13 protein-coding genes and 1 pseudogene are annotated in these 18971 nt (G+C 62.8%); 9 read left to right on the forward strand and 5 right to left on the reverse strand.

Annotation, left to right across the window (positions count from 1 at the left end; genetic code table 11):
- Positions 1-1781: 1781 nt before the first annotated feature.
- The 5 genes from trxA to AC5RWX_RS21015 form a co-directional block, all read right to left on the reverse strand.
- On the reverse strand, positions 1782-2108 hold the full coding sequence (trxA, locus tag AC5RWX_RS20995) for a thioredoxin (RefSeq protein WP_494098244.1): 327 nt from the start codon (positions 2106-2108) through the stop codon (positions 1782-1784).
- 33 nt (positions 2109-2141) lie between these two features.
- Entirely contained in the window at positions 2142-3098 is a 957-nt protein-coding gene (gene trxB / locus AC5RWX_RS21000) for a thioredoxin-disulfide reductase (protein WP_494098245.1), read from the reverse strand.
- 233 nt (positions 3099-3331) lie between these two features.
- Complete coding sequence (locus AC5RWX_RS21005) at positions 3332-4888, reverse strand: ABC transporter substrate-binding protein (protein ID WP_494098246.1); 1557 nt, start codon at positions 4886-4888, stop codon at positions 3332-3334.
- Positions 4889-5055: 167 nt separating this feature from the next.
- Positions 5056-7302 carry a murein biosynthesis integral membrane protein MurJ gene (gene murJ / locus AC5RWX_RS21010; RefSeq protein ID WP_494098247.1) on the reverse strand — a complete coding sequence of 749 codons (2247 nt, stop codon included), beginning with the start codon at positions 7300-7302 and terminating at the stop codon, positions 5056-5058.
- A 61-nt stretch (positions 7303-7363) separates the two neighbouring features.
- Positions 7364-7864, reverse strand: coding sequence for an NUDIX hydrolase (locus AC5RWX_RS21015; RefSeq protein ID WP_050057127.1), 501 nt, complete (start codon positions 7862-7864; stop codon positions 7364-7366).
- A gap of 207 nt (positions 7865-8071) precedes the next feature.
- Here AC5RWX_RS21015 and AC5RWX_RS21020 point away from each other — a divergent pair, with 207 nt between their 5' ends.
- From AC5RWX_RS21020 to AC5RWX_RS21060, 9 genes and pseudogenes are all read left to right on the forward strand, one after another.
- Positions 8072-9577 carry a CCA tRNA nucleotidyltransferase gene (locus AC5RWX_RS21020; RefSeq protein WP_494098248.1) on the forward strand — a complete coding sequence of 502 codons (1506 nt, stop codon included), beginning with the start codon at positions 8072-8074 and terminating at the stop codon, positions 9575-9577.
- On the forward strand, positions 9574-10158 hold the full coding sequence (locus tag AC5RWX_RS21025) for a histidine phosphatase family protein (RefSeq protein ID WP_494098249.1): 585 nt from the start codon (positions 9574-9576) through the stop codon (positions 10156-10158). Before AC5RWX_RS21020 ends, AC5RWX_RS21025 begins: the two co-directional genes overlap by 4 nt.
- A gap of 555 nt (positions 10159-10713) precedes the next feature.
- Positions 10714-10854, forward strand: coding sequence for a hypothetical protein (locus tag AC5RWX_RS21030; RefSeq protein ID WP_494098250.1), 141 nt, complete (start codon positions 10714-10716; stop codon positions 10852-10854).
- A gap of 130 nt (positions 10855-10984) precedes the next feature.
- Positions 10985-12451, forward strand: coding sequence for a glycosyltransferase family 87 protein (locus AC5RWX_RS21035; protein WP_494098251.1), 1467 nt, complete (start codon positions 10985-10987; stop codon positions 12449-12451).
- Positions 12444-13892: a phytoene desaturase family protein gene (locus AC5RWX_RS21040; RefSeq protein ID WP_494098252.1), complete on the forward strand. Its 1449-nt coding sequence runs from the start codon at positions 12444-12446 to the stop codon at positions 13890-13892. The genes AC5RWX_RS21035 and AC5RWX_RS21040 overlap by 8 nt, the downstream gene beginning before the upstream one ends.
- Before the next feature lie 74 nt (positions 13893-13966).
- Positions 13967-15955 (forward strand): penicillin-binding transpeptidase domain-containing protein, encoded by a 1989-nt coding sequence (locus AC5RWX_RS21045; protein WP_494098253.1) that lies wholly within the window; start codon positions 13967-13969, stop codon positions 15953-15955.
- 90 nt (positions 15956-16045) lie between these two features.
- Entirely contained in the window at positions 16046-17728 is a 1683-nt protein-coding gene (locus tag AC5RWX_RS21050; protein ID WP_494098254.1) for an ATP-binding cassette domain-containing protein, read from the forward strand.
- 171 nt (positions 17729-17899) lie between these two features.
- Positions 17900-18673 (forward strand): DeoR/GlpR family DNA-binding transcription regulator, encoded by a 774-nt coding sequence (locus tag AC5RWX_RS21055; protein ID WP_494098255.1) that lies wholly within the window; start codon positions 17900-17902, stop codon positions 18671-18673.
- Positions 18670-18971 (forward strand): annotated as a pseudogene (locus tag AC5RWX_RS21060) (MFS transporter); the annotation flags it as partial. The gene AC5RWX_RS21055 and the pseudogene AC5RWX_RS21060, both read left to right, overlap by 4 nt.

Raw genomic sequence — 18971 nt, forward strand, 5'->3', positions numbered from 1 at the left:
GGGGGCGCGTCCGGCCAGTTGCAGCCAGGTGAGGCAAGCGGGTGCTGGGTGCCCGCCCTCGCCCGGGAGGTCCTTCGACCCGAGCTGGCGCTTAGGCCGTAGGGAAACCGCACCCCCGGTGATAGTTCTTGCAGGGGATCAGGGGAAGGGCGTCGGTGAAAGAGGAGGGCCCACCACGGACTCCTGGCACTATCGTAGAGCTAATTTTGAAAGGATGGCGAGGATCGCTAAAGCTCTGTCGCCTTACTGCAGGACCACAATTGATTGCACTGCCTCGGCAGGTAGCTAAGTTGGTATCCGCCTCCAAGCCCAGCTGTACCTTATGACACGTCCGCACGGAATGCTCCGAGGCGAGTTGCGGTACTGGCTCATAGGTACAAGGCTTAGCGGGGGCATACTCGCCTCGCGTCCAGGATGGAAAGTGCGAGTTATCGCCAGAGTGAAGGCCGTGTGGAGGTGTTGCCCCACAAATGGGACCGTTCCCCTGTGGTGCAAAAGGCGGGGGCCGTTTCACGTGAAACAGGACAGGACTTCGCAGGAACCTAGCCGCGGGTTGACCGGTCGAGATTTGGTAATCAGGCTGACTTTCGGAACGGCTCCCCCGCTGCGGGAAGCAGCTCGTGCCAAACATGTTTGTAGGCTGCTTCGCGTAGCAGCGACGATAGGCCGGCTGTCGTTTACTCGAGCACTGAGACGGGTGCAGAAATAGGCGTGCAAAAGACAAAAAGTGGTTTCCTGATGATGGGCACGCACAGCTTGCGCTCCTGTCACAGGCAATGAAGAACCGGACGATCAGATGCGTGACTGACTCGTGTGTCCTCGTGACTGACTCGTGTGTCCTGGGGCGCGGCGGTGCTTTGGGCAATCGGCATGCTTTGTCCTGGACGGTCATCACGAAAGTGCGACCCCACGTTGACCCAAACGTGAGGGCAGCTGATCCGCTTCTTCAACCGTCAAAGCTGGCTGCCTTGTCAACGATAATTCCAGGACTGCCCAAAAAGAAGCGTGGTGGCCGCGACGGTGTCACCCTTGTCGTCCGGGCGTCGTCGCGCATCGACGGTTCCCAGTCTCGCTGATCTGCCCCAGATTTTTTTCGCGTCGTCGTGTGCGCTCCTCGTATGGTCACGGCGCAAGAATTGAACCTTTACGTGTTGATCTTCAGCAATGCACCCACACAGCAGAGCGCTTATGGCATAAGGGCCGCTACTTTGAACCGTTGAGGGTGTGCCGTGGGTCTGGGCGCTTGTTAAGGGCTTGCAGTTTGAAGGGATCGCCGTCCTCATATAGATCTGTAAAAGGCCGAAGCACCAGCTCATCTCGGGCGTCCGCCAGCCCGCATACCAATCGAGGGGCGGACAACGCTGTTTCACGTGAAACACCTGTGTAGCCGAGTGCAGTGATGGACACAAGCGCGCTTCCCGATGCGGTTGCAGTGGAGTTGCGGGCGACGTGGACGCGTGAAGAATGCACAACTGCTGGACGTTACCCACGGAGCCCCTTGCCAGCGAAGGACGTTTCCACCGATCTCTAACGTGCCGTATTTCCTCGCCTGCCTATATCAATCTGACCACACGCGTTTCACGTGAAACAGCCGCTGCATCATTTTCGCCTCCGGTGGCAGTGCCAATAAGTCCATCGTCCCTTTACTGGTTCCCGCTCCTGGCGGACCGACCCGCCGGAAGCGGGCACCAGCACCCTAGTACATAGAAGCCAAAAAAGTGGTCACCGCCAAAGCGATGACCACTTCTGTTATGGCCGGGCAATAGCCCGGAACCGAATACCTAGGAAAGGACGTCTGCGAATTCCTTCTCGAAGAACTGCTTCGGCTTTGCACCGATGACAGTGCTCTTCACTTCCCCGCCCTGGAAGAGGTAGACAGCAGGAATGGAGGTAATGCCGTATTGTGCTGCAATCGCTGGGTTATCATCAACATTGAGCTTCACGACGTCGACCTTCTCGCCGTACTCCACGGAGATCTCGTCAAGAATAGGGCCGAGCTTGCGGCAGGGGCCGCACCATTCAGCCCAAAAATCCACGATGACCGGCTTCTCCGAGGACAAAACGTCCGTACCGAAGCTTGCGTCTGTTACCTCTTTTGCATTGCTCATAGTTTTTTCTCTCTCTTCGTAGCGTTTAAGAACTTAGGCAGTCAAATCTGCGAGGTAGTGCTCCACGTCGATCGCGGCGACACATCCGGAACCGGATGCAGTAATCGCTTGACGGTAGGTGGGGTCAATGACGTCGCCGGCGGCGAATACGCCTGGCAGGCTAGTCTTGGAACTCCGCCCTTGGACGGCAATGGTTCCCTCTGGCGTCAAGTCCAGCACTCCCTTGACGAGATCGGTCCGAGGGTCGTTCCCGATGGCGACGAATACGCCTGTGACTGCCAGATCTGAAACAGTACCGTCAACGAGGTTCTTCAATTTCAAACCGGTGACCTTTTGGTCCCCGACTACGTCGGCCACGGTGCTGTTCCAGATGAAGTTGATCTTCTCGTGGGCCAGGGCACGGTCGGCCATGATTCTTGAGGCCTTGAGCGTATCGCGGCGGTGCACAACCGTTACAGATTTCGCGAACTTGGTGAGGAACAGTGCCTCTTCCATGGCAGAGTCTCCCCCGCCGATGACTGCAATGTCCTGGTCTTTGAAGAAGAAACCATCGCAGGTTGCACACCAGCTGACACCGTGCCCTGAAAGCCGCTTCTCGTTCGGTAGGCCGAGTTCACGGTAGGCGGATCCGGTGGAAAGGATCACTGCCTTTGCTTGGAACGTTTGACCGGTGGCGATGGTGACCGTCTTGACAGGCCCTTCAAGCTGGAGCGACGTAACGTCCTCAAACTGAATTTCCGTGCCGAAGCGTGCTGCCTGCTTCTCGAAGCTCTCCATGAGGTCCGGACCCATGATGCCCTCCGGGAAGCCCGGGTAGTTCTCGACATCGGTGGTGTTCATCAGTTCACCGCCAGCAGTGACAGAACCTGCCAGCAACAGGGGCTTGAGGTTGGCGCGGGCGGTATAGACAGCTGCCGTATAACCAGCCGGGCCGGAGCCGACGATGATGACATCACGTACTTCTGACGTGGTGTTTTCTGTGATGGTCACTGAACGGTGAACCTCTTCCTTATTTGACGCGCCCCGCTTTGGAGGCCGGCCACATGGCACAACTGATACTGCAGGCTGGTTATTCCGACCCCAGGGCACGCCCGTTTACCGCGAACAGCAGTAAGCGAAATCCGCGAGACGCTCTTTCCAGATTACCGTCCCAAGGCAGCCGGAGCACCCCAGGGCACTACATGACCCTATGGGTCTGCAGAACCGCCGCAGAGGCAGCGGGGTTACTGGACCTTGATCTCCGCCAACCGGAGGCCGTAACCATAGCGCGTCTTCGGCGCAGCCAGTCGGGGAAGGGAGTTGATGGACACAATCACGTACTCGGCCTGTACAGGCTCCGCGAGGGGCATGTTCAAATCCGTTGACGTAAAGCTGTTAGTCCCGACTGACTTCGCGCCATCCAAGGACGGCCGGTCATTGGTGTAGACCGTGATGTTTCCGCCCGATCCGCCCAGCTGCGAAAGCGTCACTGAAGAAACCGTTGCCGAATTTTCAAGCTTCACCACCAGTGGTACGCCCTGGGCGGCCAGGCCGCCCCAGTTTTCGCTGGCAAATTCCATGTCCGACCAATAGCTGGCTGCGTTACCGTCGTAAGCCTTCACCAGGTCACCGTCAAAGGTGGTGGCAAAATCAAAGTTACCTTGCCGGCTGACGCTTTCGATGGCTGGCGGGACGGCAGGCGGGGCCGTGGTGGGCGCCTGCGTTGGCGCCACCGAGGCTGCCGGAGCGTCATCGTTGGTGACAGGAGCTGACGGGTTGGCCTGCGGCGAGGAAAAAAGGCTCCCAAGGTTGGTCACAGCGAAAACAAGCCCGGCAATCAGAACGACGGCGAGCAGTCCTCCCACCAGCCAGCGCATCGAACGCGGTTCACGTGCCGGTGCATCCCGGTCGCCGTCGTCATAGTCGTCCTGCTCGGCATGGGACGGGCTGGCAGGGACGGCACCGGCGGCTGCCGGACGCGCAAACACCGGCGCCTTCTTCTTAGTCGGCTTTTCATTTTCAACCGGAGAGTCTTCGTACCGGTCCTGCTCTCCGGCGCTGGCGTAATCATCTTCGGACCAGAGGGATACCTTGGGCTTCCCAGTGGCAGCCGCACCCGGCTGTTTCCTCGAGTTGGAGTCGACGCCGGCAGTTGCCGGATCCTCAGCGGGCCGCGTCGATGGGCTGGCGGGGCGTGCTGAAGCGTGGGCTGCCGCAGTACCAGCCGCGCCGCCAAGAGCTGCTCCCCCCAGAGGGGACGCGCCGGAGGGGTTGCGGCCACCCGGTGCATTCGTCGGCCGGACTGGAGCCTTTGGTGGCATTGCAGGTGCAGCACGGTATGGACCAGCCTGGCTGGGGTGCGTATTCCCGTAATTGATGTAGCCGGCGTCCACATGGTCTTCGTCGTCGTAAGGCTCCGGTTCATGGGACCGTGGCTGCCCAAAGATTTCGCTTCCAAGGGTGTCCGTGAAGAACGGCTCCACATAGGGAGGGTTGGACGCCACGACAAGATCCAGCAGGTCCGCGGCGGACGTGTGGTTGGTGATGAGGTAGGTCGCAGCCTCGGTCACGCCGAGGTCCAGAACCTGAACCGTGCCGGGGCGTTCACCGGTAGCAACCTCGCGCGCGCTCTGGGCAACCTGCTCAGTGTTCTCTGGTCCGGCAACCAGGATGCTGACAGGGCGGTTAAGCACCTGGTCCACACCATCCAGCACCAGATCGTGGTCGTGCGAGGCCAATACAGTGGCTGTGACCTTGTAACGGCCGCCCAGTACTGATCCGACATCGATCGGGTTGGACACGTGTTCCTCCTAGACTGTCCGGTATTGCCGGCATGGATGACGCAACCACCGTTCAAGGGGCTGCCGGGGAGGCTGACCCTTGAATGCAACTACCCCTGTTCCCTTCCGATCCTAGCTGATTTCGCCTCACTCACCGTGGACGAAGACAGCGGCAGACCGCGGAAAGGTCACTTTTTCCGGGGCCGCCGGGGCTTGAAATGGGGGTTCTCGCCGGCCCTCCCCTGGAACGTCCGGCGCCCCGGAAGCGGGATCTGATCGCGCAGCAGTCCCCCGCGAGCAGTGCTGGGCTGGTCCTCGCCGGGGAGGTACGTGCCGTCGGCTTCGGAGCGGGCGCCGCTGTCGGCCGGTTCCCGGTGCCCTGCCTCATGTTCCGGGACTGGACCGGCGCGGAAGGAGACGGCGTCAAACTCTCCGGAGATGCGCGGGATCAGCCCGGTATCCACGGAGGTGGTGGCGCGCTCGGGTGCCCGGCGCGCTCGGTCATCCAAAGGCGCACCAGATGATGCGTCCGACGGCGGGGTCCCGTCTTCCGCAGCCGGCTCAGCCGGCCTGCCGCGCCCCAGCCTCCCCAGGAGGGGACGTAGCAGGTCGCGCAGTTCAGATACGCGGAACAGCTTGAGCAGGAAGAAGTAGGCCACCAGCATGATGGGGCCCACCACGATGACTGTTACGAGCGCGGTCAGCCGGTCGCGCCAGGCGAACCCGTCCGGGCTGTAGCTGCCCATCAGCCACAGAGCTCCTGCACCCGCAATGGCAGACCCCAGTGCCGCGTAGCCCATCCGGATGTAGGAGTTGGCAATCCGGGCACCGTCCAGGTGCCCCAGGAGGCGCCGCAGGAAAAAGGCACTGATCACCACGGAGAGGATGTTGCCCACCATGTATAGCACTGCGATGGCGTAGATGATCTGGTTCACGGGCAGGAACTGGATGGCAAACGCCCCCGCCACGTAAACCACGGCCAGGAGCAGCTGGATGTAGAAGGGGGTGCGGGCATCCTCATTCGCGTAGAAGACCCGGGACATCATGAAATTGGCGCTCATAAACGGCGTGCTTAGCGCGAGGATGGTCAGCGTCTGGGCCAGCATCACGCCGTCTTGGCGCAGGCCGCCCGAAAAGAACATTCCCAGTGGACCCGCAAGGGCAAAGAGGGCCAGTGCACCGAACACGGTGGCCACAGCCATGGTCCGGAGGCCATGTGAAAGGGCGTCGCGCAGTTCGGCGCGGTTGCCGTCCTGGGACGCGCGGGTCATACGGTTGAAGAGGACCGTGGCAAGGGACAGGGCAATGATGGAGTGCGGCAACAGATACAGCTGGCTGGCCACTTCCAGGACGGCGTTGCCGGGCAGCATGCTTGCCGCAGGGTCGCCGGCCTGCTGAAGCCGGATACGCTCCGCGCCGGGAATGGTGGCAATACGCATGACGTACAGGAAAGCGAGTTGCCCGACGGCGGCAGTCAGCAGGGTCCAGACGCTCAGCTTGGCTGCCTGGCCCAGTCCCACTCCGCGCCAGCCGAACCGCGGCCGGAGCCGCAGTTTCAGGCGGATCACGGGAATCATCAGGATGGCAGTCTGCGACACCACACCGATGGTTGAGAACCCGGCCACCAGCAGGGTCTGGGTATCTCCCCAGTTGTCCAGGGAGTGTGGGTTCGCTTCGTTGGCGCCGAAGATCCAAATGAACATCCCCAAGCCGGCAATGGCCACCAGGTTGTTGAGGATGGGTGCCCACATGGCAGGCCCAAAAGCGCCGTTGGCGTTAAGGACCTGGGTCAGGAGGGCATAGAGGCCGTAAAAGAAGATCTGAGGCAGGCACCAGAATGCGAAGGCCACGGCCAATGCTTTTTGCTGCGGGGAGTATCCCTGGGTGGTGAGTTCGATGACCCAGGGCGCTGCCAGTGTCACCAAGGCCGTCAGTCCCAGCAGGAGCAGGACAGCCAGCGTCAGCAGCCGGCTGATGTAGTCCGCTCCCCTGTCCGGAGCCTTGCTGGCCTTGATGATCTGCGGAACGAGCACGGCGTTGAACACGCCGCCGGCCACCAGCAGGAAGATCAGGTTGGGCAGGTTGTTGGCGTTGATGAACGTGTCATTGACCGTGGAACCGAGGCCCAGGGCTGTGCCCAGCATCCAGGTTTTGCCAAACCCCAGGAAACGCGAAACGAGGGTTCCGGCGGCCATGATGGCGCTGGACCTGGTTTCGCTCGCCTGTTCAGCGCCTGCTTGCCCGCCGTCCAAGGGAGACCCGTCCACGGGTGCATTCAGGTGGGCGGTTTCTGCGGGGGCGCTGTCCTGGGTTGCGCTGTCCAGGGGTGCTGCAGCCCGGGGCGCGCCGTCCAGGGGTACACCCCCGGAGGGTACGCCGTCTGGAGCGCCACCGGCCCGGCCGGCTTGATCGGAAGGAAAATTGGAAGCTGACATCGAGTTCATCGTCTCACCCGTAGGCGCCTATTACCGCAATGCCGGCGCCGGCAAAGCCGCCCTAGAGGTGTTCGGGCAGGACTTCGCGTGCCAAGTCGGCGATGCGGCGCTCATTAGGGAAGGACAGCTTCCGGGCGAGTTCCTGGATGGGAACCCATGCAACGTCCACTGCTTCCTGGTCCGGATCGTTCTCGATGGTCAGCTCGCCGCCTGTGGCCCGCAGGAGGTAGTGGTGGACCGTTTTATGCACCCGGTGCCCGCTGACGGTAAACCAGTAGTCGATGCTTCCCAGGGGCGCGAGGATGTCCCCTTCAATGCCGGTCTCTTCGGCGATTTCACGGACAGCGGCCTGCTCGTTGTTTTCCTTGCCCTCCGGATGCCCCTTGGGCAGGCACCATTCCAGGCGTCCGCCGCGATTCAGGCGGGCGATGATTGCCACCCTCAGTTCGGCGTCGGAGGTGTCCACCACGACGCCGCCGGCCGAAACTTCCTCGACAGTGGGCAGAGAAGCCGGTGCCGAATGCTGGGCAGGCGCAACGTGCGCACCGATTGCCGACGGCAACGGTGCGTTTGTCCTCCTGCCTGGAGCGCTCGGTACTGGATGGGCCATGGAGTCCACTCTAACGACTGTTGCCCGTTCGTGATGACCGGAACATGACACCAACATGGACTGCATATGACGCGCTTTGCCGGTGCCGCACGGAATGAGCAGGATCTTGACAGCATTTTGGCCTGCGCTGCCGCTGGTTTCTGACAAGCTTAAGTAACTATGGCGCACCCACATCACAAGACTGAATCCCACACCGTCGATTTCCAGGTGGACCCGGTGGTCCTGGAGCTCGGCCAGCGTTTTGTGGACGCCGGCCACGAACTGTCGCTGGTGGGCGGTCCGGTGCGTGATCTTTTCCTTGGCAGGACCTCCCCAGACCTGGACTTCACTACTGACGCCACGCCGGACCAAACGGTGGCCCTGATCAAGAAGTGGGCGGACAACTTCTGGGAAATTGGCCGTGCCTTTGGCACCATCGGAATGCGCAAGGCCGGCTTCCAGATCGAAATCACCACGTACCGTGCAGAGGCCTACGATCCGGAGTCCCGGAAACCGGTGGTCGCGTTCGGCTCCTCTTTGACTGACGACCTGCTTCGGCGCGACTTCACCATTAATGCCATGGCCCTGAAACTGCCTTCCTTGGAACTGGTGGATCCGTTCGGGGGCGTACGCGACCTGCACGCCTCAATCCTGGCCACGCCGGGGGCTCCGGAAGCGTCCTTCTCGGATGATCCGCTGCGCATGATGCGCGCCGCCAGATTCGCGGCGCAGTTGGGTGTCTCCGTCCACGATGACGTGCGCCAGGCCATGACGAGGATGGCCGAACGGATAACCATCATTTCTGCCGAACGGGTGCGGGACGAACTCACAAAGCTCATCTGCGGACGTCGCCCCCGGGTGGGCGTGGACTTGCTGGTGGACACCGGCCTGGCAGAGTTTGTGCTGCCAGAAGTCTCCGCCCTCCGGCTCGAATCGGATGAGCACCACCGCCACAAGGACGTCTACCAGCATTCACTGCAGGTGCTGGAACAGGCGGCGGAGCTGGAAACCGACGCAGAGGGCCCCGTTCCCGCCCCGGACTTTGTGCTCCGTTTCGCAGCATTGATGCACGACGTCGGCAAGCCGGCTACGCGCCGTTTTGAACCGGGCGGCGCGGTGAGCTTCCGCCACCACGACATGGTGGGTGCCAAGCTCACCACCAAGAGGATGAAGGCCCTGCGGTTTGACAACGACACCATCAGGGCCGTTGCCCGCCTGGTGGAGCTGCACATGCGCTTTTACGGATACGGCGACGCGGGCTGGAGCGACTCCGCGGTCCGCCGTTACGTGACCGACGCCGGGCCGCTGCTGGAACGGCTGCACCGGCTGACCCGCTCGGATGTCACCACACGCAACCAGCGGAAAGCCGAGCGGCTGGCCGTTGCCTATGACGATCTTGAGGCCCGGATCGCTGCGCTGCGGGAACAGGAATCGCTGGATGCGGTGCGCCCCGACCTGGACGGTGCCCGGATCATGGCCCTCCTGGACCTCAAACCTGGCCCTGTGGTGGGCCGCGCCTATAAGTTCCTGCTTAATGAGCGGATGGAGCACGGGCCCCTCCCCTCAGAAGAAGCGGAAGCGAGGCTGATCCGCTGGTGGGCGGAGCAGCCGGAATCTGCACCTGCCGAACCTGGAGCCGGAACTTCTCCTGCCGCCGTCGACCTTTCCTCCAAGGAGTCCAAGTGACCAATCCTGCCCTTGCCCCCCGGCCCCAGCTCTGGATCCTCCGGCACGGCGAAACCGAGTGGTCCAAAAGCGGGCAGTACACGGGACTCACTGATTTGCCCCTCACTGTCGAAGGCGAGCAGCAGGCAGTGGAGGCACGGAAGGTGCTGGACCCTGTCGATTTTGACCTGGTGCTGACCTCTCCCCTGAGGCGGGCCCGCCGGACGGCGGAACTGGCAGGCTTTCCCGACGCCCAGCATGAGCCCCTCGCCGTGGAATGGAACTACGGAGATTATGAAGGCATCAGCTCGGACCTGATCCGGAAAGACAACCCCGATTACCTGATCTGGACCCACGGCGTGCCCAACGGGGAGTCGCTGGACGAGGTGGCAGCCCGGGCGGACAAAATTATTGGCCGCGTCCTGGAATCCGGCATGGACAACGTCCTCATTGTGGCCCACGGGCACTTCTCGCGGATCCTGACAGCTCGTTGGCTTGAATTGCCTCCTTGCGAGGGGCGCCACTTTATTCTCGGCACCGCAAAAGTGTGCACCTTGGGCTGGGATAAGAGAACTCCTGCAGTTGTCCGATGGGGCCTTTAATACCTATTTCCACGTTTCTTCGGAAAGTTTCACGAATTAGGTAGCGGCGCACTCTAATCGTGGTGTACTTTTATTCCTGACCCCAGGGCGTCCTGCCGGGGACGTGGCGTTCGTTGCAGGGCCAGTCAGCTGGAGCAACGGCAAAGCAGAAAAGGAGGTTGGGAAATGATTACTTTGACAAGCGGACGGAAGACGACTGTTACCGCGGACCCGGCCTCTGATGCTTATGCGCGCCCGTTTGCAGGGCTCGCCGGCTCCTAGCCTTCGTCCCTGCCGCCGGTGCTGAGACCGGCAGCGATGCTTCGGCTGCATTAGGCGCCGTATCCGCAGCCTTGCATCTTTCACGGGATAACCAGCTATCCATTAGCCCGGCATTTTTCTCTTATTGCCACCGGCAGCTTTTGGGCTTTGTGTTCCCTTCCTACGCGCCCTAATTATCTATTCGTTCCAGGGTATTCCTGCGCCCAAATCCGCATGATTTTTTCATGTGCGGATTGGGGCTTAATTGTCGCGCCCAGTTTGCGGGCCAATCAGTTCGAAAAGGAGGTGACCACAATGATCAAGAAACTTCAAAAACTCCTGTCTGCTTCACATCGGAGACGCAGCAGCCGCAGGCAATTCAACCGTCCGCTGCTGGAGAAGCAGCGGGAAGACGTATTCCTCCTGATGCACCAGCAGTTGGGCGGCACGCGCTAACCGCCCGCCCGCCCCCAGGAGAAGATATGGGTGCACCTCAGTGCCAGTGCCGGAGCCCACGCGGCGACGCGTGGGCTCCTCGCGGGGCCCTCTCCCGATGGTGCCAGGCAGCGGCGGTAAGCTCGATGCCATGGAGGAGACCCAGCCGCCGGAGCACCGAGGGCGGACCCGCCTGGTAGTTCCCAGCCGCAGCGATGTCCTGCTGCGCAACTTCACCGAAGTCATCGGCGGCCCCCTCGGAACCAGGGCCGCTCCGGGCATCGTTTCCCCCGGCACCTTCACCGTTGAACGTGTACTGATATTGCTCACCGTCCTGGCGGCCCTTGCAGGCATTCTGCTCAAAGGGTATTGCCGCGTCAACGGCTGGGAATCTCCCACGCAGTTCTACGCCACCTGTTATTCGGACTTTCCCGAGCTTTTTCGGAACCGCGGCCTGGCAGAGGGAACCTTTCCCATCCTTGGTGCCGGAAGCCAGTTTGAGTACCCGGTTCTGATTGCCCTGATCGCGGGCGTGACGGCATGGCTCGTTCCCGGGACCGGGACATCGGATCCGCGTGTCCTCGCCTACTTCGACATCAATGTTGCCCTGCTGGCCGCAGTCACGGTGGTCGCGGTCCTGGCCACCGCCCGGACGACCAGCCGGCGGCCCTGGGATGCTGCCATGGTGGCCTTAGCCCCGGGCATCGTGTTGGCCGGCACCATCAATTGGGATCTATGGGCGGTGGCCCTGCTCGCCCTGGGCATGTACTTTTTCTCGCAGGAGCGGCTGGTGCTTGCCGGAGTCTTCATCGGACTGGGGGCGGCAACCAAGCTGTACCCGCTGCTTGTCCTTGGCGCGATCCTGCTGCTGGCCCTCCGGACTGGACGGTTCGGTCCCCTCCTGGTGACGGCGGGCGCTGCCGCCGCCTCGTGGCTGGCCGTCAACCTGCCCTTCGCCGCTGCCAACCCTGCCGGCTGGGCCTACTTCTTCCGGTTCAGTGCGGACCGCGACGCCGGTTACAGTTCGGCCTGGTTCGCCTACAACCTCGTGGCAGACCGGCTGCGATGGGCGGAACTCAGTCCTGCCGCCGTCGGCCTCTTGTCCCTTGGCTCTTTCCTGCTGTCTTGCCTGGCCATTGCAGCTGTTGCCCTGACCGCTGGCCGCCGCCCCCGACTGGCCCAACTGGCCTTCCTGATCGTGGCGGCGTTTATCCTGACCGGCAAGGTCTATTCCCCGCAGTTTGTGGTGTGGCTGATCCCCCTCCTTGCACTGGCGCGGCCTCGATGGCGTGACTTCTTGATCTGGCAAGGGATAGAGGGCCTGCACTGGGCAGCAGTGTGGATGTACCTTGGACAGGTGACCAGCGCAGGCTCTTCCCAGCACAACCTGGATATGCCCTACTACGTCCTGGCCGTGGCGGCGCACATGGCTGCGGTGGGCTACCTGATGCTGCGCGTGACCTGGGACATCTACAACCCCGACTATGACCCCATCCGGCGGCATCACCTTGATGATCCCCACGGCGGTCCCTTCGCCGGCGCGCCCGACTGGCTACGCTTTAGTCTTTGGGGACGTTCACACTCCCTGTTGCCCTGGAAGGCAGGTTCAAATGCCTGACGTGGCGGTAGTAGGCGCCGGGCCTAACGGGCTTGCAGCCGCAGCGGTGATGGCGCGGGCCGGGCTGTCCGTGGAGCTCTTCGAGGCCGGCAAAACCATCGGCGGGGGGACCCGGACCAGCGAACTGATGCGGCCTGGATACTTTCACGACATCTGCTCTGCCGTGCATCCGATGGCAGTGGCCTCACCCTTTTTCAAGGCCTTCGAACTGTCCCGCCGCGTGAACCTGATAACTCCCGATTTGTCCTATGGGTCCCCGCTTGAGGGTGGAATGGCCGCCCTCGCCTACCGGTCGCTGGACCGGACCGCTGACGGGCTGGGACGTGACGGAGCTGCCTACCGGCGACTGATGGCACCTCTGGTGGACCACATCGACGGGGTCATGGACTTCACGCAGAACCAGTTGATCCGTATCCCCCGCAACCCATTGGCCGCGGGGCTGTTCGGGTTGAGGACGGTGGAGCAGGGGACCGGATTGTGGAACGCCCGGTTTAAGGAAGAATCTGCGCCTGCCCTGCTGGCCGGGGTTGCTGCCCATGCCATCTCCCATCTGCCCTCCCTCGCAGCGTCCGGAGCGGGGCTGATGCTGGGGGCGCTCGGGCATGCCGGCGGTTGGCCCATCCCTGAAGGGGGATCAGCGTCTATAGCTGCCGCCTTGGCGGAGGACATAGTTGCCCATGGGGGTGTTATCCACGCTGATGCACCCATCGACCGGCTGGAGGACCTTCCATCCGCACGCGCCACTCTGCTGGACGTGGCCCCACAGGGGTTGCTGAACATGGCAGGTAACGTCCTTCCCGCACGGTACCGGGGGGCGCTGGAATCGTTCAGGTACGGGAATGGCTCGTGCAAAGTGGACTTCATCCTCTCGGGACCAGTCCCGTGGTCGGCTAGGGAGTTGGCCGACGCCGGAACGGTGCACCTGGGCGGCACCCGTGCCGAGGTGGCACGCGCTGAGAACGAAGTCAGTGCGGGCAGGCACCCGGACCGCCCCTACGTCCTGGTGGCCCAGCAGTCACGCTTCGACTCCGGCCGCGCACCCGCCGGACATCACACCCTATGGACCTACTGCCATGTCCCCTCCGGATCGGCGAGGGACATGACTGAAGCCATCACTGCACAACTGGAGCGGTTCGCGCCGGGGTTCCGGGACCTTGTTGTGGAGTCCAGGGCCATCACCGCTGCCGGGCTGGCAAAGTACAACCGCAACTACGTTCGCGGGGACTTCAGCGCGGGCACCATGGACATGCTGAACCTTGTCCAGCGGCCGGTCGTGTCAGCTGTCCCGTGGCGTACTCCCTTGCGCGGCGTCTACCTGTGTTCTTCCTCCACCCCGCCAGGGCCGGGTGTTACCGGCATGCCCGGCTACCATGCTGCAAAGTATGCCCTTCAGGACATGTTCGCCCTTTCCGTCCCGGCACTGGGCCTGGCTGCGGTGTAGTGCCGCGACCCGTCCCGCAGCAGTTTGTAACGGGACGTGCCAAAGTAACCGCAAAAGCAGGAGATAATGGCGCGATGGGGAAATCAACAAAACTTTCTTTGGGCTTAGCTGCCGTCATTTTCGGAACGTCGCTGGTTGCTTGCGACGACGGCAGGAGCGGCGCTGAGGCAGCTGCGGGGCAGCTGGCCACGGCAATAGCCGGACTGGATGTGGGCTCGGTGCCCTTCGACGGCAGGGATTCAGCAGCTGCAAATGACCAGCTGAAAAAAGTCTTCGCGGCGCTGGATCCTCAGAAGCCCGCTGTTGAAGCAGGTGAACTGGCCCTCGACGGCGACAACGCGTCGGTACCGCTCAACTACACCTGGAACTTCGGCGGCGCCGAGTGGAAGTACACCGTCTCCGCCAAATTCAAGAAGTCCGGGGACAAATGGCTGACCGTCTGGGATCCGGCCACCCTGGCGCCGGACCTGGCCGACAGCGAGATCCTGACTAAAGGCAACCAGTCACCTCAGCGCGCTGACATCCTGGGTGCAGGCGACGTACCGCTGGTGACCTACCGCCCTGTGGTGAATGTTGGTATCGACAAGCCCCAGCTTGGGGCTGAGGATCCTGCTGATCCCGCTACCAAGCTTGCAGTGCTCGTCGGAGTGGACCCGGCCGCGTACGTCCAGCAGGTACAGGCCGCGGGTGCCGAAGCTTTTGTTTCAGCGATCACCCTGCGGGAAGACGGCCGCACGATCACCAATGAGCAGATTGCCGCGATTCCGGGAGCCCGCGCCATCCCGGCCTCAATGCCGTTGGCTCCCAGCCGCACGTTTGCCCGCGCCGTCCTCGGCTCGGTAGGCGAGGCCACGGCCGAGCAGATCGAGGCATCCGGGGGCGAGCTGACAGCCGGTGACGTCACGGGCGTCGGCGGCCTCCAGCAACAGTACGACGACCAGCTCAGGGGGACGGACGCCGTCGTTATCCGTGCACAGCGCGCCGACCTGACGAGGGAACAGATCGAGTCCGCGGCAAAAGATCCGCGCCGGGTGCTTTTCGAGGTAAAGCCCACGCCGGGAACCCCACTGAAGACAACCCTGGATCCCACGCTGCAGTCGCTGGCGGAGAGCACGCTGGAAGGCGTGGAGCCGGCATCTGCGATTGTTGCGCTTCGGCCTTCAACCGGCGCTGTCCTGGCGGCAGCATCCGGCCCGGGAAGCAACGGCTACAACACAGCGATGCTGGGCCAGTACGCGCCCGGATCCATCTTCAAGATGGTGGATTCGCTGGCGATGTTCCGCAACGGACTGACCCCTTCGTCGAAGGTTGAATGCACCCCCACGTTGACGGTGGACGGACGGACTTTCAAAAACGCTGAGGGGTACCCGGAGGACTCGCTGGGTTCAGTGACGCTGCGGGATGCCTTTGCCCACTCCTGCAATACCGCGTTCATCGCCGCCCGTGACACCGTTTCGCAGGGGCAGCTTGAAGCAGCCGCCATGGCGATGGGCCTCGCCGTTGAGGCACCGACGCTCGGCGCCGCCGCCTTCCTGGGATCCGTCCCTGGGGAAGCCGCGGGAACAGAGCACGCCGCTTCCATGATCGGCCAAGGAAAAGTGCTGCTGTCGCCGTTGGCCGCCGCCATGATGGCCGGCTCGGTGGCCAAGGGTGCGCCGGTTGCCCCGCAGTTGGTGTTGAATCCCGACGCGGGTGCCGCTGCCGAGGGAACCACCAGCGGTTCCACCGCTCCCGCTGCCCAGCCCTCCGCCACGGCCACCGCGGAGGCTCCGTCCCAGGCTTCAGAAAACCCCATCACCGCTGAGGAGGCGGCGTCCCTGGCGGACATGATGCGGGCCGTGGTCACGTCAGGCCACGCAGGTTTCCTGTCCAGTGTTCCCGGTGCCCCCGTGGGAGCCAAGACCGGCACGGCCGAGTTCGGCAAAGAGAATCCGCCAAAGACGCACGCTTGGATTGTGGCCGTACAAGGCGATCTTGCCGTTGCCGTTTTTGTGGAGGATGGAGGCCTGGGGGCAACAACCTCCGGACCGCTGCTGCAAAAGTTCCTCACCGCCGCGGGGTAGAGTTTCGGTCAGGTATGCGGACTTCCCAGCCAGTCAGGCCTGCAGATCCGGACAAAATTCGGGCGGGCGCGCCGTGGGAAGATGGGATACGTGGCCCATATTGACGTATCCGGTATCGATTACTTCCTCTCCGACGGCACACAGCTGCTGAACGGAGTGACCTTCAAGGTTCCGGATGGCACTAAAACCGCCCTGATCGGGCCCAACGGGACTGGCAAAACGACGCTTTTCCGGATCATCGCCGGGGACCTGGTTCCCGATGAAGGCGCCATCGGGCGCTCGGGGCACATGGGGATCATGCGCCAGTTTGTGGGCCAGGTCCGCGACGGATCCACCGTGCGCGACCTGCTGGTCTCCGCGGCACCGCCCGCCCTTGCAGCAGCGGCCCGGGAGGTGGACGACGCCGAGCTGGCCATGGTGGAGCACGACGACGAACCCAGCCAGATGCGCTACGCCCAGGCCATCGTGGACTGGGGAGATGCCGGAGGCTACGACGTCGAGACCGTCTGGGACGAAGTGTGCATGGCCGCGCTGGGACTCCCCTTTGACCGCGCCCAGCACCGCCCGGCGTCGAGCCTTTCCGGCGGTGAACAGAAGCGGCTGGTGCTGGAAGCGCTTTTTGCCGGACCGGATGACCTGCTGCTGCTGGACGAGCCGGACAACTACCTGGACGTGCCGGGCAAGCGCTGGCTTGAGGACAAGTTGAATGAATCGAAAAAGACGGTGTTCTTCATCAGTCACGACCGTGAACTGTTGAATAACGCCGCGGGGCGCATTGTCACCCTGGAACCCGGGATCAGCGGCGCCGGGGCCTGGGTCCACGGCGGCGGGTTCGGCTCCTACGTGGACGCCCGTGCGGACCGGAATGCCCGCTTCGAGGAACTCCGCAAGCGGTGGGATGAGGAGCACATCAAGCTCAAGGAACTCGTCAACATGTACAAAAACAAGGCCGCGTTCCGCTCCGACATGGCGAACCGATACCACGCAGCGCAAACCCGTCTGGCGAAGTTCCTGGAGATCGGACCGCCCGAGGCGCTGCCCATCGAGCAGAACGTGCAGATGCGCCTCAAGGGCGGGCGGACCGCCAAGCGCGCCATCGTGGCGGAGAAGCTCGAACTCACAGGGTTGATGAAGCCGTTCTCCACCGAGGTGTGGTTCGGGGACCGGGTGGGTGTGCTGGGCTCAAACGGTTCCGGTAAATCGCACTTTCTACGGCTGCTGGCTACGGGCGGCACCGATCCGGAGCGGGAGCACCTGCCCGTGTCCGACGTCGAAATCGCCGAAGTGCCGCACGAGGGCACCGTGAAACTTGGGGCCAGGATCCGCCCCGGGTTCTTTGCCCAGACGCACGTCCGGCCCGATTTGCTCGGCAAGACCCTGCTGGAAATTCTGCACCGAGGGGACGAACACCGGTCCGGCCTGGGCCGTGAGGCAGCAGCCGGGGCCTTGGATGGTTATGGCCTGGCAGGGCAGTCGGAGCAAAAGTACGAGTCCCTTTCCGGCGGTCAGCAGGCCAGGTTTCAGATTCTGCTCCTGCAGTTGAGCGGTGCCACCCTGCTTCTTTTGGATGAGCCTACGGACAACCTGGACCTGCACTCGGCCGAGGCACTGGAACGGGCGATTGACCACTTTGAGGGCACGGTCCTCGCCGTGACTCACGACCGCTGGTTTGCCCGTACGTTCGACCGCTTCCTGGTGTTTGGATCGGATGGCAAGGTGTACGAGTCCGCCGATCCGGTATGGGACGAGAAGCGCGTGGAGCGCGCCCGCTAGCCGGACGCGCTCTCACTTCCTGCACGTTTTTGGCAACGCTTTCGCACAGGTGCAGGAGCGTTGGCCGTTTGTCTTCGGTACGTGAGAGAGCGTTTGCGACTAGGCCGCATCAAGTGAGAGAGCGTCTGATTACTTTCTGAGCGAGTGAGCAGAAGTTGTTATCATTTGATCATGAAGACGGTTGAGCGGCACCGCGCTATTGCGGAGTTGCTTCGCCAGCGGCACGAGGTGACGGTGGAGGAGCTTACACTTGCCTGCGACGCTTCAGGAGCAACCATCCGCCGGGACCTCGAAGTCTTGGCCGCCAACGGAGTTCTCCGGCGCGTTCACGGCGGGGCGCGGAGCCTCATCGGCCGCGGCGAAACTGCAGGCTACGGCCAGCGCGAGCTGGAGGACCAGGACACCAAGAAGCGGATTGCAGCCGCTGTAGCAAACCTGCTGCGGGACCGCGAGCATGTCTGGCTGGACAGTGGAAGCACCGCCACGGAGGTGGCGCGGGCCCTGGTAGGCAGGGAACTGACCGTCATGCCGATGTCACTCCGGTCGCTTAACGTTCTTGCGGGCGAGGAATCCGCCGCCGGAATCCGCCCTACGCTGCTCCTGCCGGGAGGAAGCCTTGTCCCCGGCGAGCTGAGCTTCCGGGGTCCGCTCGCGGAATCCAACATCCGCTCCCTGCGCTTCGACACGGCAGTTGTCACTCCCTGCGCAGTGGACCTCAGGGCCGGCCTCCTGGCCCACGACCTCGACGACGCGGCTGTGAAGCGGGCCGGCGTCGAATCGGCATCCCGCGTAGTTGTTGCTGCCGCCGCTGCCAAATGGCACGCGGTGGCCAGGGCCCTTGTGGGCAGCCTTGATCGTGTGGACATCATGATCACCAACAAAGAGTTCAGCCCCGAAGAACAACGACGATTCGATGACAACTCTGTGGAAGTAGTGAATGTATGAGCTTAAATACCGGAACGGTACGGCAGGCTGGCCTGAAAGCAGCGGCTGCCGCCACCTTCGTTGTCTTCGGCATTAACGGCCTGGTTTTTGCCAGCTGGGCAGCGAGGATCCCTGCGGTGACCGAAACCCTGCAGATAACCTCCGGCCAGATGGGTACACTGCTGCTTTGCACCGCCATCGGCTCTTTGCTTGCCCTGCCGACGGCCGGCTGGGTGGTAGGCAGGATCGGTACCGCCAACACTGTGCGATTCGGCGGGCTGCTGGCCTCGATGGCCGGGGCGGGAATAGCCCTGTCCCT

Source organism: Arthrobacter sp. SPT-J7 (assembly GCF_059089965.1).